The organism is Nostocoides jenkinsii Ben 74 (assembly GCF_001046875.1).
Lineage (GTDB): Bacteria > Actinomycetota > Actinomycetes > Actinomycetales > Dermatophilaceae > Nostocoides_A > Nostocoides_A jenkinsii.
Genome location: NZ_HF571038.1, coordinates 2,357,966 through 2,376,476 on the forward strand (window position 1 = coordinate 2,357,966; position 18,511 = coordinate 2,376,476).

At 68.2% G+C, this 18,511-nt stretch carries 18 protein-coding genes; 8 read left to right on the top strand and 10 right to left on the bottom strand.

Features of this window, described 5'->3' with window-relative positions; all coding sequences use genetic code 11:
* Position 1: 1 nt before the first annotated feature.
* The 4 genes from BN13_RS11200 (at position 2) to BN13_RS11215 (ending at position 4,529) form a co-directional block, all read left to right on the top strand.
* On the top strand, positions 2-661 hold the full coding sequence (locus BN13_RS11200; RefSeq protein ID WP_048546869.1) for an ATP-dependent Clp protease proteolytic subunit: 660 nt from the start codon (positions 2-4) through the stop codon (positions 659-661).
* A 370-nt stretch (positions 662-1,031) separates the two neighbouring features.
* The gene (locus tag BN13_RS11205) at positions 1,032-2,264 is read left to right on the top strand and encodes an MFS transporter (RefSeq protein ID WP_048546871.1); all 1,233 of its coding nucleotides are present in this window, start codon (positions 1,032-1,034) and stop codon (positions 2,262-2,264) included.
* 292 nt (positions 2,265-2,556) lie between these two features.
* Complete coding sequence (clpX, locus tag BN13_RS11210) at positions 2,557-3,840, top strand: ATP-dependent Clp protease ATP-binding subunit ClpX (RefSeq protein WP_048546873.1); 1,284 nt, start codon at positions 2,557-2,559, stop codon at positions 3,838-3,840.
* A gap of 17 nt (positions 3,841-3,857) precedes the next feature.
* Complete coding sequence (locus tag BN13_RS11215) at positions 3,858-4,529, top strand: hypothetical protein (RefSeq protein WP_053079776.1); 672 nt, start codon at positions 3,858-3,860, stop codon at positions 4,527-4,529.
* A 1,405-nt stretch (positions 4,530-5,934) separates the two neighbouring features.
* Here BN13_RS11215 and BN13_RS11225 read toward each other — a convergent pair.
* From BN13_RS11225 to BN13_RS11270, 10 genes are all read right to left on the bottom strand, one after another.
* Positions 5,935-6,654, bottom strand: coding sequence for a glycoside hydrolase family 19 protein (locus tag BN13_RS11225; RefSeq protein WP_053079777.1), 720 nt, complete (start codon positions 6,652-6,654; stop codon positions 5,935-5,937).
* Positions 6,655-6,795: 141 nt separating this feature from the next.
* Positions 6,796-7,341 (bottom strand): hypothetical protein, encoded by a 546-nt coding sequence (locus BN13_RS11230; protein WP_048546877.1) that lies wholly within the window; start codon positions 7,339-7,341, stop codon positions 6,796-6,798.
* Positions 7,338-8,726, bottom strand: a complete 1,389-nt coding sequence (locus tag BN13_RS11235; RefSeq protein WP_048546879.1) for a DUF58 domain-containing protein — start codon at positions 8,724-8,726, stop codon at positions 7,338-7,340. Before BN13_RS11235 ends, BN13_RS11230 begins: the two co-directional genes overlap by 4 nt.
* Positions 8,723-9,682: an AAA family ATPase gene (locus tag BN13_RS11240; protein WP_048546881.1), complete on the bottom strand. Its 960-nt coding sequence runs from the start codon at positions 9,680-9,682 to the stop codon at positions 8,723-8,725. Before BN13_RS11240 ends, BN13_RS11235 begins: the two co-directional genes overlap by 4 nt.
* Positions 9,683-10,210 carry a hypothetical protein gene (locus BN13_RS11245; RefSeq protein WP_048546883.1) on the bottom strand — a complete coding sequence of 176 codons (528 nt, stop codon included), beginning with the start codon at positions 10,208-10,210 and terminating at the stop codon, positions 9,683-9,685.
* On the bottom strand, positions 10,207-10,923 hold the full coding sequence (locus tag BN13_RS11250) for a DUF4129 domain-containing protein (RefSeq protein WP_048546885.1): 717 nt from the start codon (positions 10,921-10,923) through the stop codon (positions 10,207-10,209). Before BN13_RS11250 ends, BN13_RS11245 begins: the two co-directional genes overlap by 4 nt.
* Before the next feature lie 30 nt (positions 10,924-10,953).
* The gene (gene valS / locus BN13_RS11255) at positions 10,954-13,572 is read right to left on the bottom strand and encodes a valine--tRNA ligase (RefSeq protein ID WP_048546888.1); all 2,619 of its coding nucleotides are present in this window, start codon (positions 13,570-13,572) and stop codon (positions 10,954-10,956) included.
* A gap of 69 nt (positions 13,573-13,641) precedes the next feature.
* Entirely contained in the window at positions 13,642-14,046 is a 405-nt protein-coding gene (locus tag BN13_RS11260) for a hypothetical protein (protein ID WP_048546890.1), read from the bottom strand.
* 360 nt (positions 14,047-14,406) lie between these two features.
* Positions 14,407-15,072, bottom strand: a complete 666-nt coding sequence (gene msrA, locus BN13_RS11265) for a peptide-methionine (S)-S-oxide reductase MsrA (RefSeq protein WP_235434022.1) — start codon at positions 15,070-15,072, stop codon at positions 14,407-14,409.
* 81 nt (positions 15,073-15,153) lie between these two features.
* On the bottom strand, positions 15,154-16,077 hold the full coding sequence (locus BN13_RS11270; protein WP_162199949.1) for a DUF4439 domain-containing protein: 924 nt from the start codon (positions 16,075-16,077) through the stop codon (positions 15,154-15,156).
* Positions 16,078-16,179: 102 nt separating this feature from the next.
* On the opposite strand from BN13_RS11270, the gene BN13_RS11275 reads away from it, so the two are divergent.
* From BN13_RS11275 to BN13_RS18720, 4 genes are all read left to right on the top strand, one after another.
* Positions 16,180-16,743: a ribosome maturation factor RimP gene (locus BN13_RS11275; protein ID WP_084733708.1), complete on the top strand. Its 564-nt coding sequence runs from the start codon at positions 16,180-16,182 to the stop codon at positions 16,741-16,743.
* A gap of 5 nt (positions 16,744-16,748) precedes the next feature.
* Entirely contained in the window at positions 16,749-17,876 is a 1,128-nt protein-coding gene (gene nusA / locus BN13_RS11280) for a transcription termination factor NusA (RefSeq protein WP_048546898.1), read from the top strand.
* Positions 17,877-17,885: 9 nt separating this feature from the next.
* Positions 17,886-18,278, top strand: coding sequence for a YlxR family protein (locus tag BN13_RS18715; RefSeq protein ID WP_084733709.1), 393 nt, complete (start codon positions 17,886-17,888; stop codon positions 18,276-18,278).
* 61 nt (positions 18,279-18,339) lie between these two features.
* Positions 18,340-18,511 (top strand): translation initiation factor IF-2 N-terminal domain-containing protein (locus tag BN13_RS18720; protein WP_157038719.1); only part of this gene is annotated, 172 nt, incomplete at its 3' end.

The following is an 18,511-nucleotide window of genomic DNA, read 5'->3' on the forward strand; positions in this document are numbered from 1 at the left end:
AATGACTTTCGACGGTATGGCGACCGGTCGCCTCCACGTGCCCGGCCCCAGCAGCCGCTACATCCTCCCGCAGTTCGAGGAGCGCACGTCCTATGGGATGAAGCGCCTCGATCCCTACACCAAGCTCTTCGAGGACCGCATCATCTTCCTCGGCGTGCAGGTTGACGACGCGTCCGCGGATGACATCATCGCCCAGCTGATCGTGCTGGAGTCGCAGGACCCCGACCGCGACATCCTGATGTACATCAACAGCCCCGGCGGCTCGTTCACGGCGATGACCGCGATTTACGACACGATGCAGTACATCCGCCCCGATGTGCAGACTTTCGTGATCGGCCAGGCTGCCTCGGCCGCGGCGGTGCTGCTGGGCGCCGGCGCCCCGGGCAAGCGGTTCGCGCTGCCCAACGCCCGCGTCCTGATCCACCAGCCGGCGCTGATGGGCGGCGACTATGGTCAGGCCTCCGACCTAGAGATCCAGGCCAAGGAGGTGCTGCGGATGCGCGAGTGGCTCGAGGAGACCTGGGCCAAGCACTCCGGGCGGACGGTTGAGCAGGTTCAGAAGGACATCGAGCGCGACAAGATCCTGTCGGCTGCCGAGGCCAAGGAGTATGGCCTGATCGATGAGGTTCTGGCCTCGCGCAAGGCGTCGTTCGAGAGCTGATTTCTGCGCAACGTCTGAGGGTTGGCACCGCTAGCGGTGTCAACCCTCAGTCGTTGTATGGGGCGGGGTCAGACGTTGTGTGGGGCGGGGTCGGCCGCAGGGACAAGGTCGATGGCACCCGCGCCGCGCATCGTAAGCGCTTCGTCGGGGGTCAGTGGTGCGTCGTCCGTGCGTGCCGCGCGAATGCGCTGGTCAGAGCAGGTCCCAGCCCCCCGCAACCCGAATGCGCACAGAGCACTGCGGATTCGGATCGCCAGCGACGAGGTAGTGAGTCTCCTCAGAGGGGTGGCGGCAAGCATGGCGACCAGCCCAGTTATCGTCAGCGCATGCCTCAGGAGGGTCGGGCTGGCTTCAGTAGGCTGACTCGCTTGTGAGCAGACTGGTGGAGTCGATTGCGCCGGCGCGGCTGGGCCGCGACTTCCGGTGGCTGCTCGCCTCGTCGTGGGTTGGGCAGATTGGCGACGGGATCGTGCTCGCCGCGGGTCCGCTTCTGGTGGCGAGCCAGACCCGGAACGCCTTTTTGGTCGGCCTGGCGGCCGCGCTGCAGCGGGTCCCGACGCTCTTCTTCGGGCTCATCGCGGGGGCCATCGCCGATCGACACGACCGCAAGCGGTTGGTCGTGGTGGCGAATGCCGCCCGGATCCTGGTGTTGGCCATGCTGATCGGCACTCTCACGACCGGGCATGTGTCGATTGGCATCGTGTTGGCTGCCATGTTGGCGCTCGGATGCGCGGAGATCTTTGCCGACACGAGCTTCTCGACTCTGCTGCCGATGGTCGTGACGAAACCCGATCTGGGACTGGGGAATTCGCGGCTTATGGCGGGATTTCTGACGGGCAATCAGTTGGTCGGTCCGCCCGTCGGTGCTTTTCTCTTCGCCGCCGGCATGGCCTGGCCGTTCGTCACGCAGCTCCTCAGCCTCGCTGTCAGTGCCGTCCTGGTGCTGAGGATCGCCACGCCGACCGTTGCGCGTCCCGATCGGGAGCCGACCCACATCCGTCGTGACATTGACGAAGGGGTGCGCTGGCTCCTCGGCAATGCTCCGGTGCGGACCCTGGCGCTGGTCATCCTGGCGTTCAATGTCACCTGGGGAGCGGCGTGGTCGGTGCTTGTGCTGTATGCCCTGGACCACCTGCACTTGGGGGAGGTCGGCTTCGGACTGTTGACGACGGCAGCCGCGGTTGGGGGGATGGCGAGCACCGCGGCATACGGTCGGTTGGAGCGACGCTTTGATCTCGCGACGCTGATGCGCGCCTGCCTGACGTTGGAGGTGGTGACGCACTTCGCCTTGGCGCTCAATCGGAGCGGCGCTGTGGCCATCGGGATCATGGTGGTCTTCGGGGCTTACGCCTTTGTCTGGGGGACGCTCTCGACGGCCGTGCGCCAGCGCGCCGTCCCGACGGAGTTCCAAGGTCGGGTGTCGAGTGTGTACGTGGTCGCGCTTTTCGGCGGGCTCGTCGTCGGGCAAGTGCTGGGTGGGCTGATCGCGCAGATGTGGGGCGTGACGGCGCCCTTCTGGTTCGCCGGGGTTGGTGCCGGCCTCACTTTGCTTCTCGTATGGCGCGAACTCGCCCACATCGCTCACGCGGAGGTGTCGCCTTGATAGCGTTGCACTCTAATTAGAACTGATGTACGATTCAGACTGACAACGATGGCGCATTACCCGGACAGCGGCCCAGACCGGCCAGTTGCCGCGTTGCGCCTCGTGCCAGGAACGCAGGGTTCGGCCAAGGAGCGCCGCACATGACGATTCGGCTGTCAGCAGAACGCGCGCCATTGGCGCGACATGTCCGGTTCAATGGTCGAGACGGAGCGTCCCGGCAGGTAGCGTCACCACCACGGGCGATCTCGTCCGCGGATTCGGATTCACTCAACGGCGAAGGGAGCACGGGCACATGGCACGTGCGGGCGAAAGCAGCGATCTGTTGAAGTGTTCCTTCTGCGGCAAGTCCCAAAAGCAGGTCAAGAAGCTGATCGCCGGGCCGATGGTCTACATCTGCGACGAGTGCATCGACCTGTGCAACGAGATCATCGAGGAGGAGCTGGCCGAGTCCTCCGACCTGGGCTTCGACGAGCTGCCCAAGCCCAAGGAGATCTTCGACTTCCTCCAGACCTATATCGTCGGGCAGGAGCCGGCCAAGAAGGCGCTCGCGGTCGCGGTCTACAACCACTACAAGCGCATCCAGGCCGGGGAGAACGCCAACCGGCGCGACGTCAACCACGTCGAGATCGCCAAGTCCAACATCCTGCTGATCGGGCCCACCGGCTGCGGCAAGACCTATCTCGCCCAGACCCTCGCCAAGATGCTCAATGTCCCCTTCGCCATCGCCGACGCGACGGCGCTGACCGAGGCTGGCTATGTCGGCGAGGACGTCGAGAACATCCTCCTCAAGCTCATCCAGGCCGCCGACTATGACGTCAAGAAGGCCGAGACCGGGATCATCTACATCGATGAGGTCGACAAGATCGCTCGCAAGTCAGAGAACCCGAGCATCACCCGCGATGTCTCCGGCGAGGGCGTCCAGCAGGCGCTGCTGAAGATCCTCGAAGGCACGACGGCGTCGGTGCCGCCGCAGGGTGGCCGCAAGCACCCGCACCAGGAGTTCATCCAGATCGACACGACCAATGTCCTCTTCATCGTCGGCGGCGCCTTCGCCGGGTTGGAGAAGCTCATCGAGTCGCGCAACGGCAAGAAGGGCCTGGGCTTCGGCTCCGAGCTGCACACCCGGAAGGATCTCGCCGAGTCGATTGTCGATGTCATGCCTGAGGACCTGATGAAGTTCGGGCTCATCCCCGAGTTCATCGGCCGCCTCCCGGTCATCACGACCGTGGCGCCGCTCGACCGCGACGCGCTGGTGCGCATCCTCAGCGAACCCAAGAACGCGCTGGTCAAGCAATACGCCAAGATGTTCGAGCTTGATGGCGTCGAGTTGGAGTTCACCCCCGACGCCCTCGACGCGATCGCCGACCAGGCGCTCAAGCGCGGCACCGGCGCCCGTGGCCTGCGGGCGATCATGGAGGAAGTCCTCATGCCGGTGATGTTCGATGTGCCCAGCGCCGACGACATCGCCCGCGTGGTCGTGACGCAGGAGACCGTCCTGGGCAACGTCCTGCCGACGATCGTCCGGCAGGACCAGCAGCCGCCGCGCAAGCGGGCCCCCCGCCGCCGCTCCGCCTGAGCCCGCGCCGCTCGCCGGTGTACCGCCTCAAGGCGGGCGATCTCGCCCCCGCCCAACAGAGCCAGACGACGTGCGGGTCGGCCTGCCTGACGATCGCCCGCATGCTCGTCGACCCGCTGTTCGCCCAATGGATTCTGACCGGCCAGGGCCCGAGCGTCGGTATGGTGAGTGGTTCCGACCCGCAGTCCCGGTTCGCCGCGTACGAGCGGGTGGTGCACCACCGCACCAATGCGTTGAGAGCCGGCGGCGGCCGGCTCAACCTTCCGTGGCCGCGGTCCTTAGGGACACCGCCGTGGGGGGCGAAGAAGGAACTGGAGTTCGGCGCCTCGAGGCGTGGAACGGCATACGACATCGAGGTCATGCGCGGGGAGAGCCTCGGCGCCCTCGGGGACCGGTTCGACCGATTGCTCGAACTCGTCGACGACGGAGAGCCGGCCCTCCTCTACGTCGGGGACCGCTGGATCCCGCGGCATGTCACCTTGATCCTGCCCGACCGCGGCGACGGCAACCTCGAGATCTACGACCCGGCGCACGGACGGGTGCGGGAATTCGGCCGGGCCGAGTTCGCCAGTCACCGGCTCCAACTCTCGGGATGGACCGTGCCGTGGTTCGTCGTCCAGCCCGTCGGGCTGCGGCTGGCCCGCCGGCCGAGTTTCGAGTTCGGGACCGGCGAGGCCGCCTCTGCCTAGGCACGAATTTGAGCCCGGCCCGCGTCTTTCGGCCGCACATTGTCAGTTCCAATCCTTCGGGGATGGTGGGGTCACCCAGGCGCGGTGTTTCCCCCGGCAATTTGGCATTTGGCGTCAGCCGACCCGTCCCCTGGCAGACAAGACCGGGCGCGTGTAGCATCGGCTCAACGGTTCCTTTCAACGATCGGACGGTGCATTATGAAGCGCGTAGCGTCCGTAGTGATGGGCCTCCTCGCCTGGGGCTTCACGGATGGATTCCTTGGGGGGCATCTCGCTGCTGACCAGACGCCTGCCTCGGTCGTGATCGAAGTCCCCACGGGCGACGGGGCCGTCACCTTCGGAGTGCTAGGCAAGGATCAGCGGGACGCTGAAGAGCGTCTGCCGAGTGAGGTTGCAACGACGCTCGACGATCTGGAGGGAGCAGCCCTCTCAGAGTCACCCAGGGCCTCACGCCACATCCAAAGGCTGCGTGACGCAAGGACGGCGTTCGCGCAGGGCAAATTCAACCGGATCAACTCACAGCTTCCTGTTCCGGGAGCCGTGGGTCGGCAGGTCGCAGCGTTATGACCACGGAGAGATCATGCGGGGACTGGTGGCCCTCTTGGATAAATGGGCGCTCCAATCCTTCCTCCCTAGCCGGCCAGCGCTATGGGCGCACGAAGTTCACGTGGTCAAGTACTCGGTTGTCGGCGTTCCAGTGCTACACGGACCCGACGTTCGAACCCGACTTCGTGACTTACAATTACGACGGCAAGTACTATTTCTCCAAGAGTGTTCAGAGCTGGTCTACCGATATGCCCAATGGTTACCTGGACACGCCTTTCGCCGACTCCGCAGACGAGCGAGTCTACACGGTCGGCACCTCCCGAGTCACTCACCTCGATCCTGGCCGGACGTACTACAGCTACTTTAGAACCACCAATGGCAACTCTGGGAGTGACTCCGCAAAAGTCGTCGCGCAACGAGGGCGGCGGATTCCTTCTTGGTGCGACAGCACATGGTGTATTTTCGCTCAGGAATCCGTCATTTATTTCAACGGGTGGACTCTGCCTGTTCCCGGAACTTCCACGATGTACCGATGACGAGGACACGCCGGCTAGCCCTCGCGACGGCCGTGACGGTCCTGGCGCTCGTCGCGCTGTTCGGTCCTGGCCTGGTGGCCAATCAAAGCCAAATTGCTTCGGGCACGTGCTCCCAGAAGTATCCCGACGAAACTCGTTTCAGCGTCGGCTGGAGGCCCCTTCCCGTACCGGGTTGGTACTGCACCGTCGGCTCTACAGGAGATTCGCTCCGACTCGGGTGGTGGCTCCGTTGACCCTCGCCGACGTTCGGCGATCCTGAACTGCTCCCTCACGAGAATTGGTTATCCCAAGGGTCACACCAACTCTCACCCGCCGTGAGGGGGCTACCTTTCGCCGGCCGCCTTGTACCAATCGGTGGCGCCGCGCTGCGGCAGACGGGCCGGGTAGCAGATCGTCTTCGCCGGGAGCGAGCCGGTGAAGTACTTGAAGGCCGATTTGAACCGGTTGCAGCGGCGAGTGGCTTCCTCGTAGCTCCAGGCGAACCCGATATTGCGGTTGACGCCGTTCATGTCGTGCTTGTCGGCATAGGCGTTGGTCGTGGTCCGGGCGACGGTCCAGTACCACCGGGCGATCGGCGCGCTCCAGCGCAGCGACTTGGCGAGATCGGGCTTGCCGAGCAGGTTGATCCCGAAGTAGGCGCCCGCGTCGGAGTAGTTGAAGTCACCGGTGAGCTGGATATAGCCGCGACCGCGATAGGTGTAGGTCGCGCCCCACTCGTCGGCGTTGTACGTAAGCGCCGACTCCGAGACCAGCGTCGCCAAGAAGGCCGCCTTGCGGGAGGCGTTGGTGATGGAACCCTTGGTCATCTGCTGCAGCGACGGCAGGCCGGCCTCGACGGTCGTCCGGTCGCCAACCCAGCCGCTGCCGAACATCTTCACGAGGGCGTCATAGGTCAGCCCGGTGCCACGGGTGTCGTCGGCCTGGCTGCCGGCGTTGGCGGTCGTGCTGGTGGGCGTGGCGGTGGCAGGCGCGGCGGAGGCCAGCGTGGCCGCAGCCAGCGACGCGCCGATGAGCCCGACGGCGCGGGTCAGTGTGAAGGACATGGGGTTTCTCCTGCGGAGGCTTGAGGCGGGCACAGCCACGCCGACGGAATCTGCAGGGTACCCGGCTGGCGCGACATCGCCCACTCCCACGCACGGTCCGACGACATCTCGGTCGTGATGAGCCTCACCTTCGTGCTCACGTCACCGAGCGATCAGCCGGTATGCCGCGATCGCCCCGGCCCCGAGGGAGGCGACCGCGGCCAAACTCGGCAGCGTTCCCGCGGGGAGCGGAGCGGCCACCAAAAGCGCGGTGAGCCCACCGACCGCGACGGCAGCCACCGCCACCGCCCCACCCTGTCGAAGCCAGCGGCGTGCGGCGGAGCGCGGGATACGACCTCCGGGCGGCCAGACCGTCGCGGCGGCGGAGAGCAGATGCACCGCCAACAGCAGGATCGCCGTCACCACGGCCGGCGCGATCGCCGCCGCCGACGCCGGCCGCGGCACCGTCATGAACCAGAAGACGAGGTGCCCCGCGATCAGGATGGTCGGAATGTGACCGTCGGGCACGAGCGCGGCGAGCAGCGCGAGCGTGAAGAGCACCCCGACACCGGTCGGGCGCGCGGCTCCACTCGCCGCGCTCGTCACGATCGCGGCGGCGATTGAGGCACAGACCAGGCCGATCCGCAGGCGGAGGTGGTCCCGGCCCTCCTGAGTCAGCGCGGCGGCGACGTCCTCGCGGATGCTCATCGCCGAGCCACCCGGGGGGCGCGTGCTCGCCGTTGCAACTGACGCAGCACCTCATCCAGCGATCCCGGTCCACGCCACGGGACCACGGGTATGCCGCTCGCCCGCACCCGCTGAAGCTGCCCCTCCCGCTCCAGCAGCCGGATGCGCCAGGCCAGGCGGGTGGTCGGGATCGCGCGCGGGTTCGTGAAGGGGGCGATGGCCGCCAAATCCTCGGCGGTCAGCCGGCCGGCCGTCAGCGCCGCGGGCGGGAGCGTGTCGATGATCAGGACGGTGTGCCCGAACCGCGCCAGCGCATACGCCCGGTTGAGGGCACTGGCCGAAATCACCGGCGTCAGCAGGAGCACCACCCCGCCCGGTTGAAGGCGCGCCAGGAGCGCGCCGGTCGCGTCATCCTCCCCGCCGCGCACCGTCCCGGGCACGATCCGCGCGAGGCCGTCCTGGATGCGCCGCAACTGCGCCTGGCCCGAGCGGGCGGTCAGCGGTGGCACATCGCTTGCCCCGAGCACCAGCAGCCCGACCCGCTCGCCGGCCCGCAGATAGTGCTCGGCGAGCGCCGTGGTGGCGCGGACGGCGGTGTCGAGACTGCTGGCGGCGCCCCCGACGCCCCCGGTGCTGCCGAGGTCGTGGAAAGCGTCCACGACGAGCGTGACGGCCGTGTCGAGATCGGCATGCATCTCGCTGACCTGCAGCGTTGCCGTGCGGGTCGAGACGGCCCAGTTGACGCGGGCCAGCCGATCTCCCGGACCGTATGGCCGGATGGCCGCGAAATCGTTGCCCTGACCTCGTCGAGGGGATCGGTTCGCACCCACGATGCCGCGCGGATGCGGCATTCCGGTGCGGCTTGCGAAGGACTCCTTCCCGGGGAGCACGACGACTTCGGTCTCGCCGATCGGACGGAAACTGTGTCGGAAGCCGCCGAAAATCCCGGTGACGGCAGGCACGGCGGCTCCGGTCCGATAGCGACCCCACCGTCGCGCCGCGATCGGGGCGGCAAGGGTGACCGATCCGGCGTCCGGGCCCGCGTCGGCGCACAGCGTCCAGGTCCCGTCCACGGGGTCGAAGAAGGGGTCTGACGCGAGGACGATCGCCACATCGGGCGCGCCGGCAGGCACGGAAACGAAGGCGGTGAACGTCAGCGCGCTGCCCTCGGGCAGGGCGGTCGGCCCGAGCGTCGTGCGCACCGAGGGGGCGTGACGGGGTCGGGTCGCCATGCTCCAGGCGGCGACCACGGCCAAGGGCAACACCAGGATCACCAGATCGGCGCGGCGGCCGAGCACGCCCACCGACATCGTGACGAGCGCAACCGACACGGCCCGAACGACATTGGGCGTCGGCAGCCAGCCGCTTCGGCCGTCCTCCTCGACCGAGTCGGCCGCGACGGTCACGGGGTACGCCCGCTGCTCGGGGCCGGGACGGAGCCGAGCACGGCATCGACCACGGACGCCGTGGTGACCTCGGTGGCCCACAACTCCGGACGGATGGTGAGCCGGTGGTCCAGGACGGGGTGGGCGACCGCCTTGACGTCCTCGGGGGTGACGTAGTCGCGGCCGGAGAGCACGGCATACGACCGCGAACAGACCATCAGCGCGAGCGAGCCGCGCGGGGATGCCCCGACCAGCACATTCGCGTGGCGGCGGGTCGCGGTGGCGAGGTTGACGCAGTACTGGCTGATGCTGTCCTCGACGGTGACGGTCTCGATCGCGGCTTGCATGCCGAGCACCCCGTCGGCATCGGTAATGCGCCGGATGTCGTGCTCCTCGCGGCGGCGGCCGAGCCGGCCGGTGAGCACCTGCCACTCCTCGTGCGGAGTCGGGTAGCCGAACGCGAGTCGCATCAGGAATCGGTCGAGCTGTGCCTCGGGCAGGGGATAAGTGCCTTCGTATTCGATCGGGTTCGCAGTCGCGAGCACGTGGAAGGGGCGTGGCAACGCAAAGGTCGTGCCTTCAACGGTGACCTGATGCTCCTGCATCGCCTCCAACAGCGCGGACTGAGTCTTGGGGGGAGTGCGGTTCAATTCGTCGGCAAGGAGCAGCCCGGCAAAGATCGGGCCGCGCCGGAAGTCGAAGGTGCCCGCGCGCTGGTCGTAGATGAACGATCCCGTCAGATCAGACGGGAGCAGGTCCGGGGTGAACTGCGCGCGGGCGAAGTCCAGGCCCAAGGCGCTGGCCAGGCTGCGCGCCGCGAGGGTCTTGCCGAGTCCCGGGTAGTCCTCCAGCAGGACGTGACCGCCGGCCAGGATGCCCGCCAGCACGAGGCTGAGTTCGTGGCGCTTGCCGACGACGGCTCGCTCGACTTCGTCGAGGACGTCGGCGGCGAGGCGGTGGACCAGGGGGAGTTCCATTCAGAGCCTCTCAAGCCGGGCGAGGTAGTGATCGAGGTCGCGCAGCGTGCGCGATCGTGCCCCAGACGGAGCGATGAGATATGCGTGAAGTTCCGCTCCGAGGAGGGCGAGCCGATCCTCGTCCTCGCCAGGTCGGTCCGCCCGCCGCAGGGCGAGTCGGTCGTCGGTGAGGTTGACCAGGAGGGCGTGCACCTCGTCGTTGCGGTCGGCGTCGTCGCGCTCGTCCAGCAACACGCGCAGCTGCGAGACGCGCGAATCCCGGCCCGGCCGACGCCCGCTCACCGGCCGGTAGGCGACCCAGTGCTGAGCGGTGGCCGACCGACTCAGGCCGACGAGCATCCATACGACGATCCACCCGAGCACGAGAATGGCGACCAAGAGCGGGTAGTTCGGTGCCGGGGAGAAGGAGAACCAGCAGATCCCGACGACACCGGCGATCAGGGCGACGCCATTGCGCAGGACGGACGGGGAAACCAGGGGTGCGGTGCGCTGCTCCCGTGGCCAGGTCAGCCGCCTGCCCAGGCTCACGCGGTCTCACCTTGGGCGCCGCCCATGGTGAGGTGGAGGCGATCCAGCGCCGCCACGGCCGCCGCACGCTGCGCCTCGCCCAGTTCGTGATTGCTGAAGCGGGCCTCGCGATAAAGGCTCAGCAACTCGGCCAGTGCCGACTCATCGACAGCCTCGCGCCGCAGGACGGAAGCGGTCACCTCGGTGGGTGTCTCCCAAGGCTGGGCTGGGTGCCCGGCGGCCTCGATCGCGGCCTCCAACCGCTGCCAGCAGCGCACGATCGCGTTGCGTGGTGCGCCAGTGAGCAAGGCGGCCCGTTGCTCCTCGGCGTCGGCAAGCACCACATCTACGACCGAGACAACAACCGGGGGTATGCCGCGGCGTCGCCTCGTCCGCATCGCCCACCGCCGCACAAGGACGGCTATCACCCCGAGGAGGACGGCGACGATCACGAGCAGCACCACCACACGCACAGTTGGTGGGACCGGGGACGGATCCAGTTGTTGGGACGGCGCGGGGGAGGGCGGGTCGATCCGGTCCGGCTCGATTAGTGGCAGGGGCGGATTGCGGTAGGGCTGGCCCACGACGTGAACCACTCCCGCGGTTGCCACCCAGAGAGCCAGCACGACCACCCCGGCGAGCGGGACGAAGGCCAGCCACGGGGACCGCCCGGGCGCGACTCGGTCCGCCTCGTAAGGCTGCTCTTCGGCCCGCTGCGTGTCGACCCTCGACATGAGGGGAGCCTACGCCGGAGGGGGTCCCGCTCAGCCGGCGGCGACCACCAACTCCACGTCGCTGACCGCGAGGTCGTCGCCCGCGGCATACGTGAGATCTCCCGAGATGCGGCCCGCGGCTCGCAGGTCCCCCTCACCGGCGCGGACCTGCGCGATCACCGCATCGGACCCGCCGATGACGATCTTGGCGACCTCGGTTCGCATCCCGACCTTGGCCTCGGACTTGGCTTTGCGCACGGCACCGAGGGCGGCGCCGACGGTGCTCAACACGGCCGGATCGCCCGGCTGGCCGAGCGCGAGTTCCTCGGCGTTCGGCCAGGTGGCGCGGTGCACCGAGCCCTCCTGCCACCAGGACCAGACCTCCTCGGTGGCATACGGCAGGAAGGGCGCGAGCAGGCGCAGCAGCACCGAGAGCGCCAGCCGCAGCGCGGCGCGCGCCGACGGATCCCCGGCATGCGCACGGTCCTTGACCAACTCGATGTAGTCATCGCAGAAGGTCCAGAAGAAGGTTTCGGTGGTGTCGAGCGAGCGGGTGTAGTCCCAGTTTTCGAAACCCACGGTCGCGTCGGCAACGACCTTGCCGAGCGCGGCGAGCATGGCGCGATCCAGCGGCTCGGTGACCACGGACGCCAGTCCCTGGCGCGGGGCGAGGTCGGGTTCGCCGAAGCCAAGGGCGAACTTGCTCGCGTTGAGCAGCTTGATCGCGAGTCGCCGGCCGACCTTCATCTGGCCGATGTCGTATGCCGCGTCCGTCCCGAGCCGGCCGCTGGCCGCCCAGTAGCGGACCGCATCGGCGGAGTGCTCCTTGACGACATCCTCGGGCGTGACGACATTGCCCTTGGACTTGCTCATCTTCTTGCGCTCGGGGTCGAGGATGAAGCCGGAGATCGCGGCATTGGTCCACGGCGCTGTGCCGTGCTCCCAGAACGAGCGAACGACGGTGGCGAAGAGCCAGGTCCGGATGATGTCATGCGCCTGCGGGCGCAGGTCCATCGGGAAGACCTTCTCGAAGATCGGGTCGCTGCCCGTGCCGTCGGCGGTGCGCCAACCGGCGGCAATCTGCGGGCTCAGCGAGGATGTGGCCCAGGTGTCGAGCACGTCCGGGTCGCCAACAAAGCCGCCGGGTATGCCGCGCTGCTCCTCCGCATATCCCGCCGGCGGGTTGGCGGCCGGGTCGACGGGCAGGTCGGCCTCGGCGGGCAGGATCGGGTGGTCGTAGTCCGGCTCGCCCTCGCTATCGAGGGGGTACCAGACGGGGATCGGCACGCCGAAGAAGCGTTGGCGCGAGACCAGCCAGTCGCCATTGAGGCCGGCAACCCAGTTGCTGTATCGGGCCTGCATGAAGGGCGGGTGGAAGGCGACGGTCTGGCCCATGCCGATGAGCTTGGCGTTGAGGTCGGCCTCGCGGCCGCCATTGCGGATGTACCACTGACGGCTGGTGACGATTTCGAGGGGCTTGTCGCCGCGCTCATAGAAATTGGCCATCCGCTTGGTGGGCGTCGGCTCGCCGTCGAGATCGCCGCTCTCGCGCAGCGCCTCGACGATGGCCGCCCGCGCACTGAAGGCGGTCTTGCCGGCGAGCTGCTCGGCATACAACGCGTCGCCGGGGGTGCCCACGAGCCAGGCCGGGGTGTCTTGCTGCAGGCGGCCGGTGCGGGTGACGATCGAACGGGTCGGGAGTTGCAGCTCGCGCCACCAGATCACGTCGGTGAGGTCACCGAAGGTGCAGCACATCGCGATGCCGGCGCCCTTGTCCGGCTCGGCGGCGGGGTGGGCGAGCACGGGGATCTCGACCCCGAACAGGGGTGAGGTGACGGTGGTGCCGAAGAGGGCGGCATACCGCTCGTCGTCGGGGTGGGCGATGAGCGCGACGACGCTCGGGATCAGTTCGGGGCGAGTGGTCTCGATGTAGACCGGCCCGTTGGCGCTGTGGAAGGCGACGCGGTGGTAGTGCCCGGGGTACTCGCGCGCCTCCAGCTCCGCCTGCGCGACCGCGGTCTGGAAGGTGACATCCCACAGGCCCGGCGCCTCGGACTGATAGGCCTCGCCGCGCTGGACATTGCGCAGGAAGGCCTGCTGGCTCGTCGCGCGCGAGTGGTCGTCGATCGTGCGATAGCTGATCGACCAGTCGAGGCTGAAACCCATTCTGCGGAAAAGGGATTCGAAGGCTTCCTCGTCTTTGACCGTCAGCTCGTCGCAGAGCTCGATGAAGTTCTGGCGGCTGATCGGCTTCTCGTCGGCGGCCTTGGTCGAGGTCGCGGTGCCGCGGTGCGGCGGCTCAAAGCCGGCGTCATAGTGCAGCGACGCGTCGCCGCGCACGCCGTAGTAGTTCTGCACGCGCTTCTCGGTCGGCAGGCCGTTGTCGTCCCAGCCGATCGGATAAAAGACGTTGTAACCCGCCATCCGCTTGTAGCGCGCCATGCAGTCGGTGTGCGTGTAGCTGAACACGTGCCCCATGTGCAGGCTGCCGCTCGCGGTGGGCGGCGGGGTGTCGATGGAGAAGACCTTCGCGCGGTCGCCGGCGAGGGCGGCGTCCCGATCGAACGCGTAGGTGCCCTGCTCACGCCATACGGCGCCCCACTTCTCCTCCAGGCCGTCGAGCGTCGGGCGCTCGGGGAGGGCAGGGGGCTGCGGGGCGGGGGTGGTCATGGTTCGGGATTCTTTCATCCCGTATGCCGTGCCCTCGACCGGGTTTCGCCCGGTCGAACCTCGACGGCGTTAGGCGCGGCAACCGCCGGCTTCGCCGCCGAGGGTGCAGCCGTTGAGGATGTAGGCGACCTGCGTCACGTGGGTGCCCGCCGGCGGCGAGACGGTGCCCCAGCCATTCGTGCTGCCGCCCGCGGCGACCGCGACGGGGGACATGGACACGGCGCCGGTCGAGCGGTCGGAGAAGGTCACCCGGGTCGCGGCGAAGGTGACGGTGCTGGTCCAGCCGTTGCTCACGTCGAAGCGGAGGTCCACATTGCCCGTCGAGCAGCCGTTGTTGGAGAAGAGCACCATGACCGTGCCGTCCGGCGGGCACGACCCCGCGATCGCGCGTGCAGAAGCGGCCGCAGCCATCACGGGCGCACTCCAGGCGATGCCCTTGGTGAGTGTGCGACGGGTGGGTTGGACGTTCGTCATGGATTTGGCACCTTATGGCTCCGGTTGTGGCTCGCGAGGAACCCCGACCAGGGCAATTTAGGGCCCCGGGCCCGACGGAACAAGCCGACACGGGCGTCGTGAGAAATCGTGTCACCTTTGACTACCGTGGGATAGGTGTCGCCCCTCGCTCAGAACCCGCCTCATAACCGGCGCAAGTGACCTTCGGTAGCCTCGGGTACCGTTCGTAAACCGCGTCCTCGTCGGCACGTCCGCACCTCAGGTACACCGTTCCCCGCCGAGTCGGCCGCAGCAGCGTATGCTGACAACTTCCGCACAAACCGGCTTGCGCGCGCAGCCCCGCAACCGCCGCAGCCAACGCCGCTTCGGCGCCTTCGGATGTCACTGAGGCGGCAGGACGTCGATCTGCGCCGGGAGGTCAGCGATCCCAACCGGACACGTCAGCCCGTTGGGACCGTGATTGCAGTACCCACCCGGATTCTTGTGGAGGTACTGCTGGTGGTAGGGCTCGGCATACCAAAAGGTCCCGGCCTCAGCGGCCGGGCGGAACTCCGTCGTGATCGCCCCGTGCCCATGCGTGGTGAGTTCCGCCTGGAAGGCCTCGGTCGTGGCGCGGACCGCCGCTTCCTGGCCAGGAGTGGTCCAGTAGATCGCCGAGCGGTATTGCGTGCCGACGTCATTGCCTTGGCGATTCAGCGTCGTTGGGTCGTGGTTCTCCCAGAACGCCTTCAGGATCTCCTCGGGCCGAATCCGCGCCGGGTCATACGCCACGAGAACCGCCTCGGTGTGGCCGGTGCGCCCGGTGCAGGTCTCCTCATACGTCGGATTGGCCGTGAACCCGCCCATGTAACCGACCGCCGTCGTCACCACCCCAGGGAGCCGCCACATGATCCGCTCGGACCCCCAGAAGCACCCCATCGCGATGTAGAGCACTTCGGTCCCCGCCGGCCACGGCCCCTGCAGCGGAGTGCCGAGGACCTCATGCTCGGCCGGAACCTCGAAGGGTCGCTCGGCGCGGCCCGGGAGGGCAGTGTCGGCGGTGGGCATGGGCTGGCGCGCGCGAGAACCGAACATGCCCAGGGCAACGCGCCACGACGCTCGGGGATTCCGCGCGGGATTCCGCAGACGTCAGCCGGTGGGCTGGGCGAGCCCCGGGAAAGCGGTCAGCGGCACCTTCCAGGCGTCCGCCAACAACGCCGCCTCCTCCAGCCACCCGGCACCCAACAGGACGTCAGCGCGCTGGAGTTTCGTGCCCGCAGCCGCAGTCCCGATGGCCTGGGCGTACGCCGTAACGAGCCCGCCGAGGAGGTATTCCACCAGCCGCCGCGCGCTCGCCTCGTCGTCCGCGCTCAGCGGCAGGCTGTATGCCGTGATGGCCGGCGGGGCGTCCTTGCCCGCGATCACTTCCTGCTCCAGGGCCAAGGCCCGGATTTCATCTAGGGCGTCGATCGCGCGGGTGCGGAAGTCCCCGGCCGCGCGCGCCGCCACCACTTCCATCCCGTATGCCGCGGCCCGGCTCGCCAGCAGATAGGGCACCGTTGCCGGTGGTCCGGAGGGCGAGGGAGTGTCCGCATGGGGAATCGTCGCCTTGAGCACGCGGCATACGACCGCCCGGTTTGCGCCGAGGGAGGCCAGGGTCGGCAGCAACGCCGGGTCCGCCGTCGTCAGTAGCGACCGAATCAGGGCGACCTGAGCGACCTCGCGATCACCCACCGACCGGCTATCGGCTGCCGCTGGCGCGGTCAACAAGCTCTCGGGCACCCCGCCCCGACGCAGCGCGCTGTCGAGCACCGCCGCCTGCTCGACGTGCTGGGCGGCGAACTCGGCACCTCGCGCGCCGGTTGCGGGCAGCGCCACGGCGAGGGCACTCGACTGCGTCATCAGCGCGAGAAGATCCGCCTCGCCGGGCACCGGGGTCCGCGTCGGGACCAGCGGGATGTGCGGGGCGTCTTCCTCCAAGTGAATGCCGCACCCGGTGAGCTCGATGGCGCCCACGCCGAGGAGGGCCGCCCCGAGGACGGCACGCCGCGGCATACCGACACCCCTGTGCACCCGCCGATGATGACATGCCGGGCGCTGCGAGCAGCGCGGGAACGAATGTCGGCGCGGCGACGCTTAGAGTTGGGGATTCACACGTCAAGAGAGGACTTCCGCATGAGCGCGCAGGAGAAGGTAGCCGCCCTACTGGGACCGGTGGTCGCTGCGCACTCGCTAGTCCTCGACGACGTCGAGGTGTCGGCGGCCGGCAAGCGCCGGTTGGTCCGGGTCACCGTCGACCACCGGCCGCACCTGGGGGAGGACGGCTGGATCGCCAGCCCGACCCCCGCCTTGAGCTTGGACGACGTCGCGGACGTCAGCCGCGGCATCAACGACGCGCTGGACGCCTCCGACGTGCTGGGCGCCGCGCCATACGTCCTCGAAGTCTCGTCCCCCGGGGTCGGGCGACGGCTGCACGAGCCGCGCCAGTTCCAGCGCAATGTCGGACGCATCCTGCAGTGCCGCGTCGAGGACACGCAGGTGTCCGGACGCATCCTTCGGGCCGGAGGCGACGCCGTCGTCATCGACGTTGCCGGCACCGAACGACTCCTGTCGTATGCCGCGCTCGACCGTCCCCAGATCGTCGTCGAGTTCGGCGCGGTCAAGGACGGCGACGACCTCGACGACATCGAGCCCGACAACACCGACGCAGACAACACCGAGATCGACGAGAGGAACTGAGCACGATGGACATCGATCCCGCACAGCTGCGCCTGCTCGAACACGAGCGCGGCATCGCGATGGGCGATCTCGTCGAGGCGATCGAGCGCGCGCTGCTGATGGCCTATCAGCGTACCGATGGCCACTACCGCGTGGCCCGCGCCGAGATGGACAAGAAGACCGGCCGCGTGACGATCTGGGCCCGCGAGGAGTTCGAGGTACCGGCCGAGCCGGAGCCGGTCAGCCCCGAGGCGGGGTCGGAGCCCGGGTCGGAACCCGAGGACGACGCCGCCCCGGCCCGGCCGCGGATCGAGCTGGGTCCGGAATTCGACGACACCCCGACCGACTTCGGGCGGGTCGCCGCCGCGACGGCTCGCCAAGTGATTGTCAACCGGCTCCGCGAGATCGAGGACGAGCAGATCTTCGGCGAGTTCAAGGGCCGTGAGGGCGACATCGTCGCGGGGGTGATCCAGCAGAGCGCGAGTTCGCGCTATGTCACCGTGAGCTTCGGCTCGGTCGAGGGCATCCTGCCGCTGGCCGAACAAGTCCCGGGGGAGTCCTACAAGCACGGCGACCGCATCCGCTGCTATGTGGTGGCGACCAAGCGCGGCCCCCGCGGCCCGCAGATCGAGCTCTCGCGAACCCACCCCAACTTGGTGCGCAAGCTGTTTGCGCTGGAAGTGCCCGAAGTGGCGAGTGGGGCGGTGGAGATTGCCCAACTCGTGCGGGAGGCGGGCCATCGGACCAAGATGGCCGTGCATACCAAGGTGGCCGGGCTCAACGCCAAGGGCGCGTGCATCGGGCCGATGGGGGCCCGGGTGCGGGCTGTTATGACCGAGCTCGGCGGCGAGAAGATCGACATCGTCGACTACTCGGAGGATCCGGCGGAGTTCATCGCCGCGGCACTGTCTCCGGCGCGCGTGCAGTCGGTGACGATCGTGAGTCCGAGCGAGCGCAGCGCCCGGGTCATCGTCCCGGACTACCAGTTGTCGCTGGCCATTGGTCGCGAAGGCCAGAACGCCCGGCTCGCCGCCAAGCTCACCGGCTGGCGGATCGACATCCGTCCGGACGTCGACTCACCGGCCGCTGGCGGCACCACCGGGCCCAGCCACGGGCGGCCCCCGCAGCAACCGCCGCGAGCCGATCGCGGGTGACCCGCTAGAATGGCTGATGCCGACCGGGCTGGACTCCGGGAAGCGGGCTTGAGCACGCCCATCCGGACGTGCATCGGGTGCCGTGTCACGGATAGCCGGTCGGTCCTTCTGCGAGTTGTCGCGGGGGTCGCTCACGAGGGGGTCACGCCACTCGTGCCCGATCCGCGCCGTCACCTGCCGGGTCGTGGCTGCTGGCTGCATCCGACACGTGACTGTTTCGACCTCGCGCTGAGACGACGCGCGTTCGTCCGTGCCCTCCGCATCGAGGGTGCGACCGAGCCGAGCGTCGTCCTGGCGTGGGTGGAGAGTCACCTCGCGGGGGTTTCATGTCCGACCGCCGTGCCCAACGAGATTCTGAAAGCGGGATTCCGCAATGAGCCTCCGATGAGTACTCAGCAATGAGCTCCACCCAGCCATAACGCGGTCCGCGCCTGTCTCGGCACGGACCCGAGACAGGAGAATTGTGTCCAAAGTCCGTGTCAGCGCGCTCGCCAAGGAAGTGGGAGTGACCAGCAAGGTCCTCCTCGAGCGCCTCAACGAGATGGGCGAATACGTCAAGAGCGCCAGCTCGACCGTGGAGGCGCCCGTCGTGCGTCGCTACAAGGAGCGGTTCGACGCCGCCGGTTCGGCGTCCG

Excerpts from the sequence above, each read along its gene's own strand:
- BN13_RS11200 (WP_048546869.1), top strand. The coding sequence starts at position 2 with ATGACTTTCGACGGTATGGCGACCGGTCGCCTCCACGTGCCCGGCCCC.
- clpX (WP_048546873.1), top strand. The coding sequence starts at position 2,557 with ATGGCACGTGCGGGCGAAAGCAGCGATCTGTTGAAGTGTTCCTTCTGC.
- BN13_RS11225 (WP_053079777.1), bottom strand. The coding sequence starts at position 6,654 with ATGTCCTTCACACTGACCCGCGCCGTCGGGCTCATCGGCGCGTCGCTG.
- BN13_RS11230 (WP_048546877.1), bottom strand. The coding sequence starts at position 7,341 with ATGAGCATCCGCGAGGACGTCGCCGCCGCGCTGACTCAGGAGGGCCGG.
- BN13_RS11240 (WP_048546881.1), bottom strand. The coding sequence starts at position 9,682 with ATGGAACTCCCCCTGGTCCACCGCCTCGCCGCCGACGTCCTCGACGAA.
- BN13_RS11250 (WP_048546885.1), bottom strand. The coding sequence starts at position 10,923 with ATGTCGAGGGTCGACACGCAGCGGGCCGAAGAGCAGCCTTACGAGGCG.
- valS (WP_048546888.1), bottom strand. The coding sequence starts at position 13,572 with ATGACCACCCCCGCCCCGCAGCCCCCTGCCCTCCCCGAGCGCCCGACG.
- BN13_RS11260 (WP_048546890.1), bottom strand. The coding sequence starts at position 14,046 with ATGACGAACGTCCAACCCACCCGTCGCACACTCACCAAGGGCATCGCC.
- msrA (WP_235434022.1), bottom strand. The coding sequence starts at position 15,072 with ATGCCCACCGCCGACACTGCCCTCCCGGGCCGCGCCGAGCGACCCTTC.
- BN13_RS11275 (WP_084733708.1), top strand. The coding sequence starts at position 16,180 with ATGAGCGCGCAGGAGAAGGTAGCCGCCCTACTGGGACCGGTGGTCGCT.
- nusA (WP_048546898.1), top strand. The coding sequence starts at position 16,749 with ATGGACATCGATCCCGCACAGCTGCGCCTGCTCGAACACGAGCGCGGC.
- BN13_RS18715 (WP_084733709.1), top strand. The coding sequence starts at position 17,886 with ATGGCTGATGCCGACCGGGCTGGACTCCGGGAAGCGGGCTTGAGCACG.